The organism is Pseudomonas sp. NPDC078416, assembly GCF_050268485.1.
Classification (GTDB): Bacteria; Pseudomonadota; Gammaproteobacteria; order Pseudomonadales; family Pseudomonadaceae; genus Aquipseudomonas.
On record NZ_JBNNGV010000059.1, the window covers coordinates 1 to 7,895 of the forward strand.

The following is a 7,895-nucleotide window of genomic DNA, read 5'->3' on the forward strand; positions in this document are numbered from 1 at the left end:
ATCAAGGACATCTACGACGACACCCGCTCGATCACTGAACCCTCCGGCGCCCTGGGCGTGGCCGGGATCAAGAAGTACACCGAACAGTACGAAGTGACCGGGCAGACCTTCGTCGCCATCGATTCCGGCGCCAACGTTAACTTCGACCGCCTGCGCCACGTCGCCGAGCGCGCGGAGCTGGGCGAAGGCCGCGAGGCAATCATTGCCGTGACCATTCCGGAACAGGCGGGCAGCTTCAAAGCCTTCTGTGAGGCCATCGGCAAACGACAGATCACCGAATTCAACTACCGCTACCACACTGACCGCGAGGCGCACATCTTCGTCGGCGTGCAGACCCACCCCGACACTGACCCTCGCAAGGCCCTGATCGCGAGCCTGACGGAACAGGGTTTCCCGGTGCTGGACCTGACCGACAACGAACTGGCCAAGCTGCACCTGCGGCACATGGTGGGCGGGCACTCGGAGCGGGTCAGCGATGAAGTGGTGCTGCGTTTTGAATTCCCGGAGCGGCCAGGTGCGCTGTTCAACTTCCTGAACAAACTGGGCGGTAAGTGGAATATTTCGATGTTCCACTATCGCAACCACGGCGCGGCAGATGGGCGGGTGGTGGCGGGCCTGGTGGTGCCAGAGGATGAACGGCATCTGGTGCCGCAGGCGCTGGCGGAGATTGGTTATCCGTACTGGGACGAGACCAAGAACCCGGCGTACAAACTGTTTTTGGGGTGAGCTCCGAAGACTGACACTGCTGACTTCAGCGGTTCATGCCCGGACCTGTAGGAGCGACGCTTGTCCCGCGATCTGCCGGGAACCGGCAGCAATACGGTGCATGCGGTCTCCGGACTGAAGAAGCAAGGTCGCTCATGGGCTGCCGCTTCGCGCCAGATCGCGGGACAAGCCACGCTCCTACAGGATCAACAGCGGCGGCGACATGGACCGGCTGCTACGCTTCAAACACCGCCAGAGCGTGGGACAAGCCACGCTCCTAAAGGGTTCACTGCGCTGGCGTTGACTCAGCCGCTGGCGCAGCGCTCGGCTCGGTGGTCGTAGCCGGTGCAGGCGTTGTGGCTGGCGCAGCCTCGGCAGGCGTTGCTGTCTCGGCCTTCAAGGGTTCCGGTTCGGCAGGCGCAGGCATCGGTTCGCTGCTTTGCTCGGCAGCGGCCGCAGGCTGAGTCGCAGGGGTCGCCAATGGCGCTGGTGCCACAGGCGTGGCGGGTGCTGGCGTGGCCGGCGCTGCTGCGGCAGGTGCAGCAGCGGGTTTTTGCTCGGTCAACGCCGCCGGCTTGCCCGGCACCGGCTCAGGCATGCCAAGGTCGGTCTTGGGCTTCTCTTCGATGTGCGCGGCCTTCTTCAGCTCAGGCGGCAGGAAGTTTTCCACCAGCGCGAAGAAGCGGTCGTAGAACTTGGACGATGCCACAGTTTCACTGGCGACCTTGACCATCGAGTCGTCGGTCGAACCAATCGGCATCGACACCGAACCCAGCACGCCTACCCCCAGGCTCGCGGAGTTGTTGACCTTTTTCAACGCATAGCGATCCTGCAGCGCGTTGGCAAACATCGTGGTGCGGTTATCGGCACTGCCGTCCGGCGCACACACCACGTTGAAGCTGATCTCCATGTGGGTTTCGCCGGTCTGCTGGAAGCTTTTATGGCCGCTGATCACTTTGGGATCGCTGCTGGTAATGATGTAGCCCTGGCTCAGCAGCGCCCGGCGGGCCGCTTCGCAGGTGGCGGCATCCGACACCGGGTAGTTGCGGGAGAACGTCCCGGCGTCGTCGAAATTCTCATGCTCATAGACCGTCGGTTTCTTCGACGAGCAGCCTGCGGCAGCCAGCAGGGTGATCACCCAGCATGCGGTACGAAAGCTCAGTAATTTAGGCATCAAACATCCTGGGGCAATTGGTCGACTGAAAGTGGACCGGAGAAAACGCCGGTAAGTCTGCAACAAGCCTGCCATGGGATCAACGCAGAGTTTGCAACCGTATGGATACATCTGAAGGGTAACTGTGTACGGGGCCTGCGCGCGTGGGCCTGTCAGGGATGCGCGGGTTGCGCTGATCAGACCGCAACAGGGTCGGAAAAGTCGGCACTCCGGGCCGGGCGTCGATCAGTCGACGGCTCCAGGCCCGGAGCGCCCCGCACTTCAGACCTCGCCGTGCACCAATTTCACGCCGAGGAATTCCAGCGCACGCCAGTAGCCGGGGTAGGTTTTGCCGACGCATTCCGGATCCTGAATCCGCACGCCTGCCACCTTCAAGCCGGCCAGTGCGAAACACATGGCAATACGATGGTCGGAGTGAGTGTTGATCAAAGCATCGCTGCTGGTGCCCGCCAGACTCGGATCAGCGGCGACCAACAGATCATCGCCTTCTACCGAGGCCAGCCCGGGCCGGACCTGGTTCAGTCCATCGTGCAGCGCCTGAACGCGATCGCATTCCTTGACCCGCAGGTTGGCCAGGTCAACGAAGCGCACAGGCGTCTCATTGAAGGCGGCCAGCACTGCCAGCGTAGGAATCGCGTCCTGCATCTGTGAGCCATTGATAACCGAAGGCATCTTCGGAAACTGCGCGATCACTTCCATGGCCTTGGCGTCTGGCTGAGTGAACGCCTCCCCCGCCACGCCGAGGTCGATCTTGCCGCCCGTCAACGCCTCGGCAGCCCACAAATAGGTCGCCGCCGAAGCATCGGGCTCGATCTGGTAATCGCAGGCGGTGTAACCCGTCGGCGCAACGCGCCACAACGCGTCATCCAGCACCTCGACCTCAGCGCCGAACGCGCGCATGCAGGCGATGGTCAGGTCGATGTAACCGCGCGCGCCGATTTCCTTGCCGGTCAGCGCCACTTCAATCGGCGCATCGCCACAGGCCGCCACCATCAACAGCGCAGAGACGTACTGACTCGACAGGCCGCCGTCGATTTCGAAGCGTGTGGCCGTGATCGAGCCGGTCCCGTGCACCACGACCGGAGGGCAACCGGTGGCGCTTTCCGCGTTCAGGCCGCCTTTGCGCAAGGCCTCCAGCAACGGGCCGATCGGGCGCTTCTGCATGTAGTGATCGCCGTCCAGCGTGACGCTGCCCTTCACCGTGCACACCGCCGCGGTCAGGAACCGCACCGCCGTCCCGGCGTTGCCTAGAAACAACGCGCCTTGCGGGGCCTCTAGATGTCCGGTGCTGGTGACGACGAAACTGGTGTCGTCCGGCTCGTCGATGGTCACGCCCATTTGCCGCAAGGCGTTGGACATGTGACGGGTGTCGTCGCTTTTCAGCGCGCCGCGCAAGTGGCTGGTGCCCTTGGCGAGGGCAGCCAGGAGCAGCGCGCGGTTGGTGATGGACTTCGAGCCGGGCGGCGACACATGGCCCGTCAGCGGTACGCCCGGCGGGATGACAGTGATGGTTTGGTTCATGCCCATGGTCCAGCTCTCCAAATTCGAAATCAGGCACCGCTCAGCGCCGCGTTAACAGCCGGCGATCATGGCATTTATCGCCGAGCTCTGCAGCATCCAGCGCGACAGCCGACGTTTTCGCCAAATCCCAGGCACAAAAAAAGCGATCCTGGGATCGCTTTCTCTGTTGCTTCAAGGAGTTCAAGGGCCTCGAAGCTATGTATGGCGCAGCGGACGGGACTCGAACCCGCGACCCCCGGCGTGACAGGCCGGTATTCTAACCGACTGAACTACCGCTGCTTGTCGCACAGACTTGCATCTGCTTAACGCTGTTGAAACAGACCCTTGGGTCTGCTTCGTAAAACACTGACCGAAAACCTTGGCTTTCAATCTCGAACCGGGAAAACCCGATTCGGAAAATATGGCGCAGCGGACGGGACTCGAACCCGCGACCCCCGGCGTGACAGGCCGGTATTCTAACCGACTGAACTACCGCTGCGCATTGCGTGGACTTTCGTCCTGCTGAATCTCAGTATCCTTCAGCTTCTGATGCTGCTGTGAAACACTCAACGATGGTGGGTGATGACGGGATCGAACCGCCGACCCTCTGCTTGTAAGGCAGATGCTCTCCCGGCTGAGCTAATCACCCTTGCTTCGCTGAGGCCGCGAAATTTACGCAGGTGACGAACCTAAGTCAATAGCCCGCTTGAAGTTTTTTTCAAAAGAGCCATTTTTGGCAGGAAGCGTGAAGCTGCACATCAGGAACAAAAAAGCGAGCCCCGAGGCTCGCTTTCTTGTTCAGGCACTTGCTTACAATGCAGCCAGACCCCGCGCGAGATCCGCCTGCAGGTCAGCGACGTCTTCCAGCCCTACCGCGACGCGGATCAGGCTGTCACGAATGCCGGCGGCCTCACGCTCTTGCGGCGACAGCCGACCGTGGGACGTGGTGCTCGGATGCGTGATGGTGGTCTTGGTGTCACCCAGGTTGGCGGTAATCGAGATCAGCCGCGTGGCATCGATGAAACGCCATGCCCCGTCCTTGCCCCCTTTGACCTCAAAGCTCACCACCGCTCCAAACGCCTTCTGCTGACGTTTGGCCAGCCCATGCTGCGCGTGACTCTCGAGACCTGAGTAATGCACCTTCTCGATGCCCTCCTGCTGCTCAAGCCACTGCGCCAGTTCAAGGGCGCTCTGACAATGGGCACGCATGCGGATGTTCAGGGTTTCGAGCCCCTTGAGGAACAACCAGGCGTTGAACGGGCTAAGGCTTGGGCCTGCGGTGCGCAGGAAGCCCACCACTTCTTTCATCAGTTCGCTGCGACCGACCACCACGCCACCCATGGCGCGGCCTTGACCATCGATGAACTTGGTCGCCGAGTGCACGACCACGTCCGCACCCATGCGCAGCGGTTGTTGCAGGGCCGGTGTGCAGAAGCAGTTATCGACCACCAGCAGCGTGCCCTTGGCGTGGGCGATTTCCGCCAGTGCATTGATGTCGACCAACTCCGCCAACGGGTTGGACGGTGATTCGACGAACAGCATTTTGGTATTCGGCTTGATCGCCGCGTCCCATCCGGATAATTCGGCGAGGGGGACGTAATCGACCTCGACCCCGAAGCGCTTGAAGTACTTTTCAAACAGGCTGATCGTCGAACCGAACACGCTTTTCGACACCAGCACATGGTCGCCGGCGCTGCAGAAGCTCATCACCGTGGCGAGGATGGCGGACATCCCGGTGGACGTCGCCACTGCCTGCTCGCCGCCTTCCAGTGCTGCCATGCGCTCTTCGAACGAGGCCACGGTCGGGTTGGTGTAGCGCGAATAGACGTTGCCGGGGATTTCTCCGGCGAAGGTCGCGGCCGCCTCGGCTGCCGTGCGGAACACGTAGCTGGACGTAAAAAACAGTGGATCGCTGTGCTCGCGTTCCGGCGTGCGGTGCTGACCGGCACGAACCGCGAGGGTGTCGAAACCGACGCCCTCAAGGTCGCTGTCCAGTCGACCGGCATCCCATTCCTGAGTCATGCCGCCTGCTCCTTGTCTGGATTAGTTGTTGTACAGATCGATGATCGCGCTCACCGCCTGAGTCTTGACCTTGGAGGCGTCGTTGCGCGCCTGCTCGATCTTGTTCAGGTAGTGCTCGTCGATGTCACCGGTCACGTACTTGCCGTCGAAGACCGAACAGTCGAAATTGTCGATCTTGATCTTTTTGCTGCCGCTCACCGCCTCGATCAGGTCATTCAAGTCCTGATAGACCAGCCAGTCGGCACCGATGAGGTCGGCCACGTCCTGGGTGGAACGGTTGTGAGCGATCAGCTCGTGGGCACTCGGCATGTCGATGCCGTAGACGTTGGGGAAGCGCACGGCCGGGGCCGCGGAACAGAAATACACATTCTTGGCGCCGGCTTCACGGGCCATCTGGATGATCTGCTTGCACGTAGTGCCGCGAACGATGGAATCGTCCACCAGCATCACGTTCTTGCCACGGAATTCCAGTTCGATCGCGTTGAGCTTCTGGCGCACGGATTTTTTCCGCGCGGCCTGACCCGGCATGATGAAGGTGCGGCCGATGTAGCGGTTCTTGACGAAGCCTTCGCGGAATTTCACGCCCAGGTGGTTCGCCAGTTCCAGCGCCGCCGTGCGGCTGGTGTCCGGAATCGGGATAACCACGTCGATGTCGTGATCAGGACGCTCGCGCAGGATCTTGTCGGCCAGCTTCTCGCCCATGCGCAGACGCGCCTTGTAGACCGAGATGCCGTCGATGATCGAATCCGGACGCGCCAGATAGACGTGTTCGAAGATGCACGGGGCGTATTTCGGGTTGGCGGCGCACTGACGGGTGTGCAGCTTGCCGTCTTCGGTGATGTACACCGCTTCGCCCGGGGCGAGGTCACGAATCAGGGTGAAACCGAGCACGTCCAGGGAAACGCTCTCGGACGCGATCATGTACTCGACGCCTTCGTCGGTGTGACGCTGACCGAAGACGATCGGGCGGATGGCGTCCGGGTCGCGGAAACCGACGATGCCGTAACCGGTGATCATCGCCACGACCGCGTAACCGCCACGGCAGCGCTTATGCACGTCGGCGACGGCCGCGAAGATGTCTTCTTCGGTGGGCTGCAACTTGCCGCGCACGGCCAGCTCGTGGGCGAACACGTTGAGCAGGACTTCGGAGTCGGAGTTGGTGTTGACGTGGCGCAGGTCGGACTCGTAGATCTCCTTGGCCAACTGCTCGACGTTGGTCAGGTTGCCGTTATGCGCCAGGGTGATGCCGTAAGGCGAGTTGACGTAGAACGGCTGGGCTTCGGCTGAGGTCGAGCTGCCCGCCGTTGGATAACGGACGTGACCAATGCCCATGTGCCCCACCAGACGCTGCATATGGCGTTGGTGGAACACATCACGAACCAGACCGTTGTCCTTGCGCAGAAACAACCGGCCGTCATGGCTGGTCACGATACCGGCAGCGTCCTGGCCGCGGTGCTGGAGGACGGTGAGCGCGTCATAAAGCGCCTGATTGACGTTCGACTTGCCGACGATACCGACGATGCCACACATGCGACACAACCCCTACTTAGTGGAACTGGATTTACCGAGCACTTCCGGCGGCGTTGTAGGCGGCAGGAGGTGATCCTTGAACGGGATGTCAACAGGTACGCTGACTCCGCTGGCGAGCCACTTGCTGGACATCCCGAGAATCAGGTTTTTCGACCAGTCAGCGACCATGACAAATTGCGGGAGCAGCCTTGACTGCTGCCACCATTGATCCTGTTGCACCGGGCCCAGGCTCAACAGCCCGACCGCGACAACAACCAGCAAGGCTCCGCGCGCCGCGCCGAAGACCATGCCCAGAAAACGATCGGTCCCGGACAGCCCGGTGACGCGAATCAGTTCTCCAATCAGAAAGTTGACCATGGCGCCGACCAGCAGTGTGGCGACGAAAAGAATGGTGCAGCCCGCAATCACGCGCGCCGAAGGTGCTTCGATGTAGTTGACCAGATACTGGGCCAGCGATCCGCCAAACATCCAGGCGACGGCACCTGCGATGATCCACGTCAGCAAGGACAGTGCTTCTTTGACGAAGCCGCGCTTGAGACTGATCAAAGCGGAGATGGCGACAATTGCAATGATCGCCCAGTCAACCGGAGTAAATGACACGTCGCAGCCTACAGACTGATAAGGCGGCGGATTTTAGCAGAGCACTCGCCTGCCGGTAAGCAGCGATTGCGGATGATGGGCAATTAAGGCGAACTATTGGACTTTGTTTACGGTCTGGCGGGGTTGGACCCGAAACCGAGGGTGGCTGATCCGGCCCTTTCCCTGGTAGGACCGGCTTTAGCCGGGAAGGCGGCAGTTGCCACACCGCGAAACCGAGGGTGGCTGATCCGGCCCCTTCCCGGCTGAAGCCGGCCCTACTAAGGGAAGGCTACTGCAGTGGTCTAATTTCCCCGGACACCTCGATAAGTGGAAAATACATTTATCGAGGAGTTTTTCATGACCAGAAAACGCAATAGGTTTGATG

At 61.2% G+C, this 7,895-nt stretch carries 5 protein-coding genes, 3 tRNA genes and 1 pseudogene; 1 reads left to right on the forward strand and 8 read right to left on the reverse strand.

The window, feature by feature from the left end; translation table 11 throughout:
• Positions 1 to 726: pseudogene (locus tag ACQKEN_RS25130) on the forward strand (threonine ammonia-lyase, biosynthetic); the annotation flags it as partial.
• Between the two features lie 265 nt (positions 727 to 991).
• Here the strand turns inward: ACQKEN_RS25130 and ACQKEN_RS25135 are convergent.
• The 8 genes from ACQKEN_RS25135 to ACQKEN_RS25170 form a co-directional block, all read right to left on the reverse strand.
• Positions 992 to 1,879, reverse strand: a complete 888-nt coding sequence (locus ACQKEN_RS25135) for a DUF2242 domain-containing protein (protein ID WP_427689468.1) — start codon at positions 1,877 to 1,879, stop codon at positions 992 to 994.
• 261 nt (positions 1,880 to 2,140) lie between these two features.
• Complete coding sequence (gene aroA / locus ACQKEN_RS25140; RefSeq protein WP_427689469.1) at positions 2,141 to 3,406, reverse strand: 3-phosphoshikimate 1-carboxyvinyltransferase; 1,266 nt, start codon at positions 3,404 to 3,406, stop codon at positions 2,141 to 2,143.
• A 196-nt stretch (positions 3,407 to 3,602) separates the two neighbouring features.
• Positions 3,603 to 3,679, reverse strand: a tRNA-Asp gene (locus ACQKEN_RS25145).
• A 122-nt stretch (positions 3,680 to 3,801) separates the two neighbouring features.
• Positions 3,802 to 3,878 (reverse strand) — tRNA-Asp (locus ACQKEN_RS25150).
• A gap of 74 nt (positions 3,879 to 3,952) precedes the next feature.
• A tRNA-Val gene (locus ACQKEN_RS25155) sits at positions 3,953 to 4,028 on the reverse strand.
• 161 nt (positions 4,029 to 4,189) lie between these two features.
• Positions 4,190 to 5,401 (reverse strand): O-succinylhomoserine sulfhydrylase, encoded by a 1,212-nt coding sequence (locus ACQKEN_RS25160; RefSeq protein ID WP_427689470.1) that lies wholly within the window; start codon positions 5,399 to 5,401, stop codon positions 4,190 to 4,192.
• A 21-nt stretch (positions 5,402 to 5,422) separates the two neighbouring features.
• Positions 5,423 to 6,931, reverse strand: a complete 1,509-nt coding sequence (gene purF / locus ACQKEN_RS25165; RefSeq protein ID WP_427689471.1) for an amidophosphoribosyltransferase — start codon at positions 6,929 to 6,931, stop codon at positions 5,423 to 5,425.
• 12 nt (positions 6,932 to 6,943) lie between these two features.
• Positions 6,944 to 7,531: a CvpA family protein gene (locus tag ACQKEN_RS25170; RefSeq protein WP_065986402.1), complete on the reverse strand. Its 588-nt coding sequence runs from the start codon at positions 7,529 to 7,531 to the stop codon at positions 6,944 to 6,946.
• Positions 7,532 to 7,895: the final 364 nt, after the last annotated feature.

What these genes read in the sequence shown, in the direction of transcription:
- ACQKEN_RS25135 (WP_427689468.1), bottom strand. Translation starts at nt 1,879, where the DNA reads ATGCCTAAATTACTGAGCTTTCGTACCGCATGCTGGGTGATCACCCTG.
- aroA (WP_427689469.1), bottom strand. Translation starts at nt 3,406, where the DNA reads ATGGGCATGAACCAAACCATCACTGTCATCCCGCCGGGCGTACCGCTG.
- ACQKEN_RS25160 (WP_427689470.1), bottom strand. Translation starts at nt 5,401, where the DNA reads ATGACTCAGGAATGGGATGCCGGTCGACTGGACAGCGACCTTGAGGGC.
- purF (WP_427689471.1), bottom strand. Translation starts at nt 6,931, where the DNA reads ATGTGTGGCATCGTCGGTATCGTCGGCAAGTCGAACGTCAATCAGGCG.